The 13,281-nt window shown below is 52.4% G+C and carries 13 protein-coding genes; 7 read left to right on the top strand and 6 right to left on the bottom strand.

Annotated features, from left to right (window positions below; genetic code table 11):
* Positions 1-47: 47 nt before the first annotated feature.
* Entirely contained in the window at positions 48-443 is a 396-nt protein-coding gene (caiF, locus tag OGV93_RS14750) for a carnitine metabolism transcriptional regulator CaiF (RefSeq protein ID WP_016151651.1), read from the top strand.
* 42 nt (positions 444-485) lie between these two features.
* On the opposite strand, the gene caiE is transcribed toward caiF, so the two are convergent.
* The 6 genes from caiE to caiT all read right to left on the bottom strand — a co-directional run bounded on the left by caiE (position 486) and on the right by caiT (position 7,616).
* Positions 486-1,082 (bottom strand): carnitine operon protein CaiE, encoded by a 597-nt coding sequence (gene caiE / locus OGV93_RS14745; protein ID WP_284201930.1) that lies wholly within the window; start codon positions 1,080-1,082, stop codon positions 486-488.
* Positions 1,083-1,142: 60 nt separating this feature from the next.
* Positions 1,143-1,928, bottom strand: coding sequence for a crotonobetainyl-CoA hydratase (caiD, locus tag OGV93_RS14740; protein WP_000004376.1), 786 nt, complete (start codon positions 1,926-1,928; stop codon positions 1,143-1,145).
* Between the two features lie 54 nt (positions 1,929-1,982).
* Positions 1,983-3,536 carry a crotonobetaine/carnitine-CoA ligase gene (gene caiC / locus OGV93_RS14735; protein ID WP_094760785.1) on the bottom strand — a complete coding sequence of 518 codons (1,554 nt, stop codon included), beginning with the start codon at positions 3,534-3,536 and terminating at the stop codon, positions 1,983-1,985.
* A gap of 62 nt (positions 3,537-3,598) precedes the next feature.
* Positions 3,599-4,816, bottom strand: a complete 1,218-nt coding sequence (gene caiB / locus OGV93_RS14730; protein ID WP_016155668.1) for an L-carnitine CoA-transferase — start codon at positions 4,814-4,816, stop codon at positions 3,599-3,601.
* Positions 4,817-4,921: 105 nt separating this feature from the next.
* The gene (gene caiA, locus OGV93_RS14725; RefSeq protein WP_003018898.1) at positions 4,922-6,064 is read right to left on the bottom strand and encodes a crotonobetainyl-CoA dehydrogenase; all 1,143 of its coding nucleotides are present in this window, start codon (positions 6,062-6,064) and stop codon (positions 4,922-4,924) included.
* Between the two features lie 34 nt (positions 6,065-6,098).
* The gene (gene caiT / locus OGV93_RS14720) at positions 6,099-7,616 is read right to left on the bottom strand and encodes an L-carnitine/gamma-butyrobetaine antiporter (protein WP_016151655.1); all 1,518 of its coding nucleotides are present in this window, start codon (positions 7,614-7,616) and stop codon (positions 6,099-6,101) included.
* Positions 7,617-8,096: 480 nt separating this feature from the next.
* On the opposite strand from caiT, the gene OGV93_RS14715 reads away from it, so the two are divergent.
* The 6 genes from OGV93_RS14715 (at position 8,097) to OGV93_RS14690 (ending at position 13,221) form a co-directional block, all read left to right on the top strand.
* Positions 8,097-8,867: an electron transfer flavoprotein FixA gene (locus OGV93_RS14715; RefSeq protein WP_103766841.1), complete on the top strand. Its 771-nt coding sequence runs from the start codon at positions 8,097-8,099 to the stop codon at positions 8,865-8,867.
* Between the two features lie 15 nt (positions 8,868-8,882).
* Positions 8,883-9,824 carry an electron transfer flavoprotein subunit alpha/FixB family protein gene (locus tag OGV93_RS14710; protein WP_047498330.1) on the top strand — a complete coding sequence of 314 codons (942 nt, stop codon included), beginning with the start codon at positions 8,883-8,885 and terminating at the stop codon, positions 9,822-9,824.
* 49 nt (positions 9,825-9,873) lie between these two features.
* Positions 9,874-11,160 carry an FAD-dependent oxidoreductase gene (locus OGV93_RS14705; protein WP_016151658.1) on the top strand — a complete coding sequence of 429 codons (1,287 nt, stop codon included), beginning with the start codon at positions 9,874-9,876 and terminating at the stop codon, positions 11,158-11,160.
* Positions 11,157-11,444: a ferredoxin-like protein FixX gene (gene fixX, locus OGV93_RS14700; RefSeq protein ID WP_000203736.1), complete on the top strand. Its 288-nt coding sequence runs from the start codon at positions 11,157-11,159 to the stop codon at positions 11,442-11,444. Before OGV93_RS14705 ends, fixX begins: the two co-directional genes overlap by 4 nt.
* A 109-nt stretch (positions 11,445-11,553) precedes the next feature.
* On the top strand, positions 11,554-12,897 hold the full coding sequence (locus tag OGV93_RS14695; RefSeq protein ID WP_019078353.1) for an MFS transporter: 1,344 nt from the start codon (positions 11,554-11,556) through the stop codon (positions 12,895-12,897).
* Between the two features lie 90 nt (positions 12,898-12,987).
* The gene (locus OGV93_RS14690; protein WP_003018880.1) at positions 12,988-13,221 is read left to right on the top strand and encodes a YgdI/YgdR family lipoprotein; all 234 of its coding nucleotides are present in this window, start codon (positions 12,988-12,990) and stop codon (positions 13,219-13,221) included.
* Positions 13,222-13,281: the final 60 nt, after the last annotated feature.

Here is a 13,281-nt window from a genome sequence, read left to right as displayed (position 1 = left end):
TTTGGACAGGCCGTAGCCAGATTTTTAATTTGTGAAATGGTGTGCTTATGTGTGAAAAATATGTTGAAAGACCGCTTTATTTGTTAATTGCTGACTGGATGATGGCTGAAGATCGTTGGATCACAGCAAAGGAAATTTCCCGCCATTTTGATATTGAACACTGCAAAGCAATTAATACGCTCTCTTATATTCTGTCGGAAGTGGGAGAAATTGTTTGTGAAGTTAAGATGATCCCTAATCAAATTGCAGGCCGCGGCTGCCAGTGCCAGCGTTTGGTGAAAGTCATCAGTATTGATTCTCATCTCTACAGACGCTTGAATCACAATTTGCAGGAAAAAAAGGTGAGTGTGGCGAAAACGCCGCGACTGCCAGCGGTTCCCCCAACAGAGCTTAACCGTGAGCAGAAATGGCAGATGATGCTCTCCAAGAGCATGCGTCGATAATGGTGATTTGCCGGATAGGCGTGAGCGCTTCTCCGGCATAAGTTACCGTGCTGATTTTGGCTTTACGTCCGTCGTGCCTTTCAGGCGCGGTCGGTTTTTTTCGACCTGCGTTAATGGCAAGGTTTCGTGTAGTCCTGTTTGGCAGCGGATTGCAAGGTCCTGATACTCTTTGGTGTTCAGCCGTTTCCAGTCCAGCTCCTGGTCCGTGACTTCACGCAGCACGCGAACCGGTGAACCAACCAGCATCTGCCTTGCCTCTCCCTGAAATCCGGCTTTGACAAAGCTCATGGCAGCGACAATGCTCTCTTCGCCAATCACCGCACCGTCCATAATCACGCTGTTCATGCCAATCAGTGCATCTCTGCCCACCACGCAGCCGTGCAGGATTGCGCCATGGCCGATGTGTCCATTCTCATGCACGATAGTGTCGGTGTCGCAGTAGCCGTGCATAATGCAGCTATCCTGCAGGTTAGAACCGGCTTCCAGAATCAGGCGACCATAGTCACCGCGCAATGAGGCGTGTGGACCAATATAAACCCCGGCCCTTACAATGACATCGCCAATCAGCACAGCGCTGGGATGGACATAGGCATCCGGATGAACCACCGGAATCAGGCCCTCAAAGGCGTAATAGCTCATTGTCTTATCTCGGTTTTAATGCCGGATTGCGGGGTAAATACCTTATCCGGCATAGGCACATTAACGACCTTTCCATACCGGATCGCGTTTTTCCGCAAATGCCTGTGGTCCTTCGAGCGCATCTTCCGAGTGCAGCACCGATGGATAGTGCTTCAGCACACCGCTGCGGATGTACCGGTAGCCTTCTTCCACCGGCATTTCGCTGGTTGCACGGTAAATCTCTTTCAGCGCGGCGATAGCCAGCGGGGCGCTATTCACCAACTGCTGCGCCAGTTCGCGCGCGCTATCCATCAGTTCGCTCTGGCTGACAACGCGGTTGACGATGCCCCAGCGCAGTGCTTCTTCGGCGCTCATTCGTCTGCCGGTCATCACCATTTCGTTAACGATTGCCGGTGGCAGCAGTTTAGGTAAACGCAGTACGCCGCCGCTGTCAGGCACGATCCCGAGTTTTGCTTCCGGCAGCGCGAAGCTGGCATTTTCCGCACAGACGATAAAATCCGCCGCCAGCGCCAGCTCAAAACCGCCGCCAAACGCGTAGCCGTTTACCGCGGCGATGACCGGCTTATCGAGGTCGAAAATTTCGGTTAAACCGGCGAAGCCGCCTGGGCCAAAATCGGCATCTGGCGCTTCACCTTCGGCCGCCGCTTTTAAGTCCCAGCCCGCAGAAAAGAATTTCTCTCCGCCGCCGGTGATAATTGCTACGCGTAATTCCGGGTCATCACGAAAATTAAGAAAAGCTTCCCCCATTGCAAAGCTGGTTTTAGCGTCAATGGCATTGGCTTTAGGCCGGTCAAGGGTAATTTCCAGGATCGGGCCGTTACGGGTCAGATGTAATGATTCACTCATAGTTCATCTCCAGATAATTAGGTTTCCCGGCCGGAGGAATTCCGACCGGAAGGGTTATTTCAGATTTTTTTTGATTATTTTTCCTGAACAATTGCGCGGCAGGTCGGTTCTTATCTCCATAAAAGAAGGAACCTTGAATTTCGCCATATTGTTTTCGCAGAAGCTGAAGAACTCAGCTTCGCTTAATGTTTCACCCTCATTAAGGACGATAAAAGCTTTAATGGCTTCATCACGGATCGAGTCTTTAATACCGACAACCACAATGTCCTGAATTTTCGGATGCGCAGAAATAATATTTTCCAGCTCGACGCAGGAGACATTTTCCCCACCGCGTTTAATCATGTTGCAGCGTCTGTCGACGAAATAAAAAAAACCGTCCGCATCCTGGTAACCCGAATCACCGGTATGTAACCACCCTTCAGGTTCCAGCGCTTTGGCAGTAGCGTCGGGTTGCGCGTAGTACTCTTTGAAGATTGTTTTTCCCGGCACGCCTTTAATGCAGATTTCGCCAATTTCTCCGGCGGGTAGGGGACGGTTGTGATCGTCACGGATTTCAGCTTCATAGCTAAAACCCACGCGACCAATAGAGGGCCAGCGCCGTTTGTCTCCGGGGCGATCGCCAATAATGCCCACGATGGTTTCGGTCATACCGTAGGAGGTCAGCAGTCTGACGCCAAAGCGGTCGATAAAGGCATCTTTTTCCTGTTCGGATAAATTGAGATAGAACATCACTTCGCGTAGGTGATGCTGTCTGTCCGTTGGGGCTGCGGGTTGGACCATCAGCGTTCTGATCATCATCGGGATGCATTCGGTGACCGTCGCCTGATATCTACGCACCTGATCCCAGAACGCCCTGGCGCTGTACTTCTCCACCAGCACAAAGGTGCTGCCTGCGGAGAAGGCAGCCATGGCAGCCGTACACTGACAGTCGATATGAAAAGCGGGCATCACCGTCATATAGACGTCATCATCGCGCAGAGCGATTTGCCAGGAGGTGTAGTAGCCCGCAAAGCGCAGGTTGTAGTGGGTAATCACCACCCCTTTAGGCCGCGAGGTGGTGCCTGAGGTAAACAGAATTTCCGCCGTATCGTCAGTGGATAACGCAGGCGTATAGCACAGATTAGTCGACTGGCGGGCTTGCAGTTGGGTAAAGTGGCTCACGCCGTCGTCAACCGGAAGCTGCTCGCCAATCAGACAGATATGATTTAGCGGAGTGGTATTTTCCAGCCGTATCTGGCGGTACATAGGATAAAACTCGGCACTGGTGACCAGCAGGCTCACCTGGCTGTTTTGCAGGATCCAGGCGCTCTCTTCGCCCAGCAAGCGGGCATTAATCGGCACCATAATGGCGCCAATTTTTGCCAGTCCAAACCAGCAAAAGATAAATTCCGGACAGTTATCCAGATGCAATGCGACCTTGTCGCCCTTGCGGATCCCTAAGGAATGGAAAAGGTTCGCCGTGCGGTTTATCTCTTCATTGAGCGAGGCATAGCTATACTGCCGAACGATTCCTTCGCAGGATTCGAAAATTAACGCCGTTTTATCTCCGTACACCCCGGCCAGGTCGTCCCACATCTGACGTAAGTTTTGTCCGCCAACGATATCCATAATGCTTTATCCACTGAAATCAGGCGTGAGCGCTAACCAACCAGCGGGTTAGCGCGTCGCGTTTATTCCTCAACTCTGGCCAGGCCTTTGCCGACCAGCTCATTTATGTCTGCTTCGCTATAACCAATGTTTTTCAGAATGGCGGCGGTATCCATGCCGTGTGACGGCATGCCACGCCAGATTTTCCCCGGGTTGTTTTTAAATTTCGGCATGATGTTCGGCCCTTTGCAGGTGCGGCCGTCCATCGTTTGCCACTGAGTAATGGATTCACGGGCAACGTACTGCGGGTTGCCTTCCAGTTCAGGAATAGTCAGTACCTTCGCGCAGGCGATATTCAGCTCAGCAAAGCGCGCCTGGACTTCGGCGATGGTGTGCGTTGCCAGCCAGGCGTCCAGTTTCTCTTCCACGAGCGGGCCGTAAGGGCATTCCACGCGATGGATAAGCTGGGTACCTTCCGGGACTTCCGGTGTGCCAAGAATGTGGGCGAGGCCAATATCATTGAAGCACTCGTTGATTTGCGTGATGCCGACCAGCTCCATGACGATATAGCCATCGGCGCATTTATAGAGACCGCAGCCAGCGTAATACGGGTCTTTGCCTTTGGTCATGCGTGGACAAATTTCGCCGCCGTTGAAGTAGTCCATCATGAAGTACTGACCCATACGCAGCATCACTTCGTACATGGCGATATCAATGCTTTCACCCTTACCCGTTTCGCGTACTTTGTGCAGGGCTGCCAGCGCTGCTGTCGTTGCGGTCATCCCGGAGAAGTAATCGGCGGTGTACGGGAAGGCCGGCATCGGCTGATCAACATCACCGTTTTGGATCAAATAGCCGCTGAACGCCTGTGCGATGGTGTTATATGCCGGAAGATTGGTGTACTCCTCGGTACCAAACTGGCCGAAGCCGGAAAGGTGGGCGATAACCAGTTTTGGGTTATGTTCCCACAGCACGTCATCGGTAATGCCGCGGCGAGCAAAGGCCGGGCCTTTACTGGCTTCAATGAAAATATCGGTGGTTTCCATGAGCTTCAGAAACGCTTCCCGGCCTTCATCTTTGAAAATATTCAGCGACAGGGCGTGCAGGTTGCGGCGTGAGAGCTGTGGATAGTTAGGTTGCACGCGGATGGTATCGGCCCATGCGACGTTTTCAATCCAGATAACCTCAGCACCCCATTCGGCGAACATTTGTCCGGCGAACGGGCCGGCAATTTCGATCCCTGAAAAAACCACGCGTACCCCGGCAAGTGGGCCAAAGGTTGGCATTGGTAAATGATTCATAATTTTGCTCCTGGCATTTTTTGTAGGCCCGGTAGGCGCAGCGCCACCGGGCATGTTGCCGGATGGCGGCGTAAACGCCTTATCCGGCCTACGAATCGTGCTGAATTAGCGGTATTGCTTGAGTACCGCACGACCCAACGTCAGGATCTGCATTTCATCAGAGCCACCAGAAACACGGTCAACGCGCAGATCGCGCCAGAAACGCGTGATGCGATGGTTACCCGCGATACCTACACCGCCCAGCACCTGCATGGCGGTATCGACCACTTCAAACGCGGCGTTGGCGCAGAAGTATTTGCACATTGCCGCATCGCCCGAAGTGATGGTGCCGTTATCCGCTTTCCATGCCGCTTCAAGCAGCATGTTTTTCATGGAATTCAGTTTGATCGCCATATGCGCGAACTTCTCCTGAATCAGCTGGAAGCGGCCGATCGTTTCGCCAAACTGCACGCGCTGATTGGCGTAGCGCGCGGCGTCTTCAAAAGCGCACATTGCCGTACCGTAGTTGGTCAGCGCGACGAGGAAACGTTCATGATCGAACTCTTCTTTCACGCGGTTGAAACCATTACCTTCCCGACCGAACATGTCTTTCTCGTCCAGTTCAACGTCGTCAAAGGTGATTTCACAGCAGCTATCCATGCGCAGACCGAGTTTCTCCAGCTTGTTGACCTTGATACCCGCTTTGCTCATGTCAACGAACCACTCGGTGTAAACAGGTTTATCCGGCGATGCACCATCTCTCGCCATAACCACGATGTACGGGGTATAGGCGCTACTGGTGATAAAGCACTTACTGCCATTAAGATAAACCTTACCATTTTTACGTGTATAAGTGGTTTTCAGGCTGCCAACATCCGATCCCGCTCCCGGTTCGGTGATGGCAGAGTTCCACATCTGCTTACCGGTTCCCTGGAACGCCATGATTTTATCGATTTGTTCCTGAGTCCCTTCACGCAGGAACGTGTTAAAACCGCCCGGTAACTGGTACAGCACATAGGTTGGTGCGCCCAGGCGTCCGAGTTCCATCCAGACTGCAGCGACGGTAACAAAACCCGCTTCCAGTCCACCGTGTTCTTCCGGAATCAACAGGCTATCGATGCCCATATCCGCCAGTGCTTTAACAAAACGCTCAGGGTAGACGCTGTCACGATCGCACTCGGCAAAATAAGCTTCCCAGTTCTCACTGGCCATCAGTTCACGAATACCGGCGACAAACAGTTCCTGCTCGTCATTTAAGTTGAAATCCATCTTTCAGCCTCTTGATCAATTGGGTTAATAAGAATTACTTGTCTTTCCAGTGCACTTTGGCGTCTTTAATAAAGGACAGCGTCACCATGATGTTGACGAAGAACAGCGGACATCCTCCGGCGATAATCGCGGTCTGAATCGGCTTCAGCCCACCCAGCGCCAGCAGAACGATACCGATGATGCCGACCAGAACGGACCAGCCGATACGCACTAACAGCGGCGGTTCTTCACCATCGCGGACTTCACGACAGGTGGACATCGCCAGGGTGTAAGAGCAGGCGTTAATCAGCGTCACGGTGGCAATAAAGCAGAGGATGAAGAAGCCCCACATGGTGGCGGTGCTGAGCGGTAGAGCAGCCCAGGTTTCGATAATGGCGCGCGCCACACCGTGTTGTTCAATCAGTTGCGGGATATTGAGAACGTTTTTATCCATCAGCAGCAGCGTGTTGCTGCCAAGGACTGTCCACAGGATCCAGGTCGATGCGGTCAGGCCCAGCACCATCCCGAAGCACAGTTCACGGACGGTACGACCACGAGAAATACGGGCCAGGAAGATACTCATCTGGATGGCGTAAATGACCCACCACGCCCAGTAGAAGACGGTCCAGCCCTGTGGGAAGCCGCCTTTACCGATTGCATCGGTATAGAACAGCATGCGCGGCAGATACATCAACAGCATGCCGACGGAGTCGGTGAAGTAGTTCATGATGAAGCTGGCGCCGCTGACGATAAATACCCAGCCCAGCATCAGGAAGCTCAGATAGCTACGCACGTCGCTGGCGATCTTAACCCCTTTTTGCAGGCCGCAGGCCACGCAAATGGCGTTCAATATGATCCAGCAGGTAATGATGATTGCGTCGAGTTGCAGCGTATGCGGAATACCGAACAGATACTGCATGCACTCGGTTACCAGCGGAGTGGCCAGACCGAGGCTGGTACCCATCGCGAAGATCAGCGCCACCAGATAGAAGTTATCGACGATGGTGCCGAACAGCCCTTTCGCATGCTTCTCGCCCACTAACGGTACCAGCGTGGAGCTTGGACGGATGACGTCCATCTTGCGCACAAAGAAGAAGTAGGCGAAAGCCACAGAAAGGAAACTGTAGGTTGCCCACGGCAACGGTCCCCAGTGGAACAGGCTGTACGCCAGGCCCAGCTCTTTCGCGCCCGTAGAGTTAGGCGCGAGAGCAAACGGCGGGGTGGAGATGTAGTAGTAGATCTCGATGGAACCCCAGAACAGCACCGCGGCGGATGTACAGGAAGCGAACATCATAAAAATCCAGCTGGTGGTACTAAACTCTGGTTTTTCGTCGCCTAATTTCTTTTTGGCATACGGGCCAAAGACCAACCAGAACCAACCGAAGAGCATGACGACCATATACCATTCAAATGCCCAGCCCCAGACATTGGTGACATAACTGAATACCGCATTAATAACGACGTTAGCGGCATCGAGATCTCTTACAGTTAGCCAACAAAGTATCCCAACTATTATTAATGGCGGAAAAAAAACCTTCGGTTCAATTCCAGACTTTCTCTTTTCATTTTTCATAAGTGAATTCCAGTGTGAAAACGAAACTTATTTAGCGTGCCCGTGCATGATCTTTTGTTTATTTATTATTAATGATTTGTTGATAACTTTTAACCTCTGGGAGCGCCTCAGTGAGTAACCCATAATGAGTATTCATATCGGGTGGTTCTGTTATCTCTGTCACACTTTTTTATGCTGAGTAATTCGCTTAAAAATTTGATTTTTTTTGTTTTTAATCAATTGGTTGGTTGTGGTTTTTTAACTTTTTTAAGTGACTGGCGTTCAATATTGTTGAACCCGCAGACAATATTGAAAATTTTCATATTTGACGTGATTCTTTCAATATTGGTGAGGTGCATAACACTATTGAAAGTTACGAATTTCAATGTGTGACATTTTCAATATTGGTGATTAAGGTTTTATTTCCGAATTAAAGAGCGTGATATCTGTATTTAACACTGCCGATATAAATACGTTTCCTTCATGATTTCTGGAGATGCAATGAAGATAATTACTTGCTACAAATGCGTACCTGATGAACAGGATATTGCGATTAATAATGCTGATGGCTCACTCGATTTCAGCAAAGCGGATGGCAAAATAAGCCAGTATGATCTGAATGCGATCGAAGCGGCTTGTCAGTTGAAACAACAGTCAGGAGAGGCCCAGGTTGTGGCCATGAGCGTCGGCGGCAAAGCGCTGACCAATGCAAAAGGGCGAAAAGATGTGCTTTCCCGTGGCCCAGATGAACTGATTGTTGTTATTGACGATCAATTTGAGCAGGCGCTGCCGCAACAAACTGCCAGCGCGCTGGCTGCCGCCGCGCAAAAAGCAGGTTTCGATCTGCTTATTTGCGGTGACGGTTCTTCCGATCTTTATGCTCAGCAGGTTGGTCTGCTGGTGGGCGAAGCGCTGAACATTCCGGCGATTAACGGCGTGAGTAAAATCCTCTCTCTTACCGACAGCACTCTGACGGTAGAGCGTGAACTGGAAGATGAAGTCGAAACTCTGAGCATTCCGCTTCCGGCGGTGATCGCGGTCTCAACAGACATCAACACCCCACAAATCCCTTCCATGAAAGCCATTCTTGGCGCGGCGAAAAAACCGGTTCAGGTCTGGTCGCCGGCAGACATTGGCCTGAGCAGCGCGCAGGTATATTCCGAACAACACGTTGCTGCACCGAAGCAGCGCGAGCGTCAGCGCGTTGTAATTGAAGGTGACGGTGAAGAACAGATTGCCGCGTTTGTCGAGAATCTTCGCAAAATCATTTAATTATCAGGGGATGTTATGAACAAATTTTCCAGTATCTGGGTATTCAGCGATACCCCTTCTCGTCTGCCGGAACTGATGAATGGTGCGCAGGCTTTAGGTGAAAAAGTTAACACGTTTGTGCTGAGTGAAGCGGACTGCGCGACGGCATGCCATTTAGGCGCAGATGATGTCTGGTTACTCAGCGGTAAACCAGAAGACCGTATGGTCGAAGACTATGCTGATGTGATGGCCGAAACTATTCGTCAGCACAGCGAGGGCGGGGCGGTGCTGCTGCCAAATACGCGTCGCGGCAAGCTGTTAGCGGCAAAACTGGGTTTTCGCTTGTCGGCAGCGGTCTCCAACGACGCCAGTGCAGTCGCCGTGCAGGATGGAAAAGCGGCGGTAAAACATATGGTCTACGGCGGCCTGGCGATGGGGGCAGAAACAATCGCTTCGCCGTTCGCCGTGATAACGCTCAGCAGTGGAACGTTTGACGCACAGCAACCGGATACCGCCCGCAGCGGCGAGGTGCACACCGTATCATGGCAGGCTCCGGCTGTAGCCGTTACTCGTACGGCAACTCAGGCACGTCAGAGCAACAGCGTCGACCTCGACAAAGCCCGTCTGGTGGTTAGCGTGGGACGCGGGATCGGCAGCAAAGAAAATATCTCGCTGGCGGAGGCGCTGTGCCAGACGATTGGTGCCGAGCTGGCGTGCTCCCGTCCGGTGGCGGAAAACGAGAAGTGGATGGAACACGAACGCTACGTCGGCATCTCCAACCTGATGCTCAAGCCGGAACTGTATCTGGCCGTGGGGATCTCCGGGCAGATCCAACATATGGTCGGCGCCAACGGCGCGCAGACGATTTTCGCCATCAACAAAGATAAAAATGCGCCGATTTTCCAGTATGCGGATTTTGGCATCGTTGGCGATGCACTGAAGATCCTGCCTGCGCTGACGGCTGCTTTAGCGCGTTAAACCATTTCGGGCAGGATGCGAAGGTGTCCTGCCGCTGACAGGAGTACGTATGTCCGAAGATATCTTTGATGCCATCATCGTGGGTGCAGGTCTGGCGGGTTCGGTTGCGGCGCTGGTGCTGGCTCGGGAGGGCGCACAGGTGCTGGTTATCGAGCGCGGCAATTCTGCTGGCGCGAAGAATGTCACCGGTGGGCGCATGTATGCGCATAGCCTGGAGAATATCATTCCCGGTTTTGCTGAGCAGGCCCCCATTGAACGCATCATCACCCACGAAAAACTCGCCTTTATGACCGACAAAGGGGCGATGACCATCGACTATTGCAACGGCGAAGACGCCAAATCGTCGCAGGTTTCTTACTCTGTCTTACGCAGTAAATTTGACGCCTGGCTGATGGAACAGGCCGAAGAGGCGGGCGCTCAGCTCATCACCGGTATCCGCGTGGATAACGTTGTGCAGCGCGAGGGCAAAGTCGTGGGCGTGGAAGCCGATGGCGATATTCTGGAAGCCAAAGTGGTGATCCTTGCCGACGGAGTGAATTCTCTGTTGGCTGAAAAGTTGGGTATGGCAAAGCGCGTCGAGGCATCGCATGTTGCCGTCGGCGTAAAAGAGCTGATCGAGTTGCCGAAATCGGTAATTGAAGATCGTTTCCAGTTACAAGGGAACGAAGGGGCTGCCTGTCTGTTTGCCGGATCGCCCACCGATGGGTTGATGGGTGGTGGCTTTCTCTATACGAATGAAACGACCCTTTCTCTGGGACTGGTCTGCGGCCTTCATCATCTGAAAGATGCGAAAAAATCGGTTCCGCAAATGCTGGAAGATTTCAAACAACATCCGGCGGTTGCTCCGCTGATCGCCGGTGGCAAGCTGGTGGAATATGCCGCGCACGTCGTACCGGAAGCCGGTATCAACATGCAGCCAGAACTGGTGGGGGACGGCGTATTGATTGCTGGTGACGCTGCCGGAATGTGTATGAACCTCGGCTTTACCATTCGCGGTATGGATCTCGCCATATCCGCAGGTGAAGCGGCGGCGAAAACGGTACTTTCCGCAATGAAGCGCGACGATTTTAGCAAGCAGTCGCTGGAGGAATACCGTCAGCATCTGGACGAAGGCCCGATGCGCGATATGCGCATGTATCAAAAGCTACCCGCTTTTCTTGATAACCCACGCATGTTTACCGCTTATCCGGAAATGGCGGTCAGTATTGCGCGCGACCTGTTCACCGTGGATGGTTCGGCACCGGTGCCAATGCGTAAAAAAATCCTACGCCATGCGAAGAAAGTGGGCTTCATCAACCTGATGAAAGATGGCCTGAAAGGAGTGACCGTATTATGACATCTCCCGTCAACGTGGACGTCAAACTGGGCGTCAATAAGTTCAATGTGGATGAAGACAGTCCGCATATCATTCTCAAAACCGATCCTGATAAACAGGCGCTGGAGGTGCTGATTAAGGCCTGTCCGGCTGGCCTGTATAAAAAGCAGGATGACGGTAGCGTACGTTTTGATTATGCCGGATGCCTGGAATGCGGAACGTGCCGCATTCTAGGACTGGATACAGCGCTGGAAAAATGGGAATACCCGCGTGGGACGTTTGGCGTGGAGTTCCGCTACGGCTAAACCTGGTGCCGGATGGCGGCTTCGCCTTATCCGGCCTACAGGAACAATGCGTAGGCCTGATAAGCGTAACGTCATCAGGCATTAAGTTAAAATAAAACAGGACATAACCATGCAGCAGCCCAGGAACTTTGATGACATCAAATTCACCTCTATTCACCGCCGGATAATGCTGTGGGGAAGCGGTGGGCCGTTTCTGGATGGTTATGTGCTGGTGATGATTGGCGTGGCACTGGAACAGCTCACGCCAGCATTGAAACTGGATGCGCAGTGGATTGGTCTGCTGGGCGCCGGTACGCTCGCGGGTCTGTTTGTGGGGACGTCGCTGTTTGGCTACATTTCCGACAAGGTCGGGCGGCGCAAAATGTTCATTATCGATATTATCGCCATTGGCGTGATATCGGCGGCAACCATGTTTGTCTCCTCGCCCGTTGAGTTGTTGGTAATGCGCGTGCTGATCGGCATTGTGATTGGTGCCGACTACCCGATCGCCACCTCGATGATCACCGAGTTCTCCAATACCCGCCAGCGCGCTTTCTCCATCGGTTTTATCGCCGCTATGTGGTATGTCGGCGCCACCTGTGCCGATCTGGTCGGCTACTGGTTGTATGATGTTGAGGGCGGATGGCGCTGGATGTTGGGCAGCGCGGTGATCCCCTGCATTTTGATCCTGATTGGGCGTTTCGATCTTCCTGAATCGCCGCGCTGGCTGCTGCGTAAAGGTCGGGTGAAAGAGTGTGAGGAGATGATGATCAAACTGTTCGGCGAACCGGTGGTGTTCGACGAAGAAGCGCCGCAGGAGACGCGCTTTCTTCAGCTATTTAATCGCCGTCATTTCCCGTTTGTACTGTTTGTCGCCGCTATCTGGACTTGTCAGGTGATCCCGATGTTTGCCATTTATACCTTTGGTCCGCAGATTGTGGGGCTACTGGGGCTTGGTGCCGGGAAAAGCGCCGCGTTGGGAAATGTGGTAATCAGCTTGTGCTTTATGTTGGGATGCATTCCTCCCATGTTCTGGCTTAATAGCGCGGGCCGACGACCGCTGTTAATTGGCAGCTTCATTATGATGACGCTGGCGCTGGCCGTGCTGGGGTTAATCCCTGATATGGGCGCGTGGCTGGTGGTGCTGGCGTTTGCCGTATACGCATTTTTCTCTGGGGGACCAGGAAACCTGCAATGGCTATACCCTAACGAACTGTTTCCCACCGATATTCGTGCGTCTGCCGTCGGGGTGATTATGTCCTTAAGCCGTATCGGCACCATTGTTTCAACCTGGGCGCTGCCGGTGTTCATCACCAAATACGGGATCAGTAATGTCATGCTGATGGGGGCGGGCATTTCGCTGATCGGCCTGCTCGTGTCCATCGCTTTCGCCCCGGAAACGCGAGGTCTGACGCTGGCGCAAACCAGCCAAATGACGATCCGCAGTAAACCCGTGACCAGGGCGGGTTATTAGGAGTGTTCTGTATTTTCCCTGCAACTCAGTCAGTTAGCCTACAGTTAACGGGTATATCACTGAAAACGACTGAAAAGCAGGGAGAACACCATGCAAAAACATATTCTGATCACCTCTATTTTTACCGCAGCAGCACTGTTCACCGTTGCCGGTTGCTCCTCGAACCAGGCGGTTAAAACGACCGATGGCAAAACAATCGTGACCGACGGCAAACCGCAAGTCGATGATGATACAGGCCTGGTGTCGTACAAAAATGCGCAAACGGGTAAGACGGAACAAATTAACCGCGATCAGGTTAAAGATATGAGCGAACTGGATAACTAGTTCAGTTTTCTCCATTCAACCACTCAATAATATTGACTGTTAGCCTGCGGATTAACTGAC

This window comes from Citrobacter sp. Cb031 (assembly GCF_030336725.1).
In the GTDB taxonomy this organism is placed as follows: domain Bacteria; phylum Pseudomonadota; class Gammaproteobacteria; order Enterobacterales; family Enterobacteriaceae; genus Citrobacter; species Citrobacter braakii.
Note: the sequence above shows the minus strand (reverse complement) of the source record. Positions and strands in the feature narration are given on the sequence as shown.